Origin of the sequence: Franzmannia qiaohouensis (genome assembly GCF_031451695.1) — a bacterium.
Classification (GTDB): Bacteria; Pseudomonadota; Gammaproteobacteria; order Pseudomonadales; family Halomonadaceae; genus Franzmannia; species Franzmannia qiaohouensis.
Map to the genome: position 1 here is coordinate 1 of NZ_JARWAM010000050.1, position 1098 is coordinate 1098.

Annotated in this window: 1 protein-coding gene; it reads left to right on the plus strand. The window is 58.7% G+C overall.

Annotated features, from left to right (window positions below):
* Positions 1-52: 52 nt before the first annotated feature.
* Positions 53-1072, plus strand: a complete 1020-nt coding sequence (locus QC821_RS21680; RefSeq protein WP_422720144.1) for an IS30 family transposase — start codon at positions 53-55, stop codon at positions 1070-1072.
* The last annotated feature ends 26 nt before the right edge of the window (positions 1073-1098 follow it).

Here is a 1098-nt window from a genome sequence, read left to right on the forward strand (position 1 = left end):
GGCGGTCTCAATGACCAAGTGCAACACCTGACCCATTCGGTATGGTATTGCCATGACTCATTGCTATCGCCACCTCACTGCTGAAGACAGAGCCGCCATCATGCTCATGAAGGCTCATCATTCGATTCGAACCATCGCGCGGCAACTGGGACGTGCTCCCAGCACCATCTCACGGGAGCTGGCACGCCACACAGTCAGGCCTGACAAGCCCTATGACGCCAGTCTCGCCGGGTATCGAGCCAGACTGGCCCGCCACCGATCTCGCCGTCGATCCAAGCTGCATCCTGATAGTGAGCTGTTCGAACTGGTGGTCTATCTGCTGCGCAAGTACTGGTCACCACAGCAGATAGCCAGCACACTGAAAGCTATGTTCCCTGATGATACTGACCGCTGGGTCTCACACGAAGCGATCTATAATGCGCTCTACGTCATGCCTCGCGGCTCCCTCAAGAAGGAGCTGATCGCCTGTCTGCGACAGGGCAACGGTAAGCGACGCCCTCGCAGTCGTGGCACGGATCGGCGACAGCAGATCCCAGATCTGGTCAGCATCCACCTACGACCTCCTGAGATCGAAGATCGGCTGATGCCGGGTCACTGGGAAGGTGACCTCATCATTGGCGCCAACAATCGCTCGGCCGTCGGCACGCTGGTGGAGCGCACGACCCGCTTGGTGATACTGGCGAAGGTCGACGGTACCACAGCCACGGCGGCTGCCGTCGGCTTCAGTGACAAGCTCAATCAGGTACCCAGGTCACTGCGCCTGACGATGACGTACGACCAAGGCAGGGAAATGATGAAGCATGCCGAGATCACGCAGAAGACCGGCACCGCCATCTACTTTGCTGACCCTCATAGCCCGTGGCAGCGCGGATCGAATGAAAACACCAACGGGCTATTGCGACAGTACCTGCCGAAGGGCACGGATCTATCGGTCTACAGCCAAGAAGAGCTCGACGAGATCGCCGACTCACTGAATACACGGCCGCGCAAGACCCTGGACTGGCGAACGCCGTTGGAGGTCTACGCCGAGGTACTCAAGAAATCGGTCGCCGATCCGAACACCATTCAATAGCGTTGCGCTTGGTCATTGAGACCGCC

What these genes read in the sequence shown, in the direction of transcription:
- QC821_RS21680 (WP_422720144.1), top strand. Translation starts at nt 53, where the DNA reads ATGACTCATTGCTATCGCCACCTCACTGCTGAAGACAGAGCCGCCATC.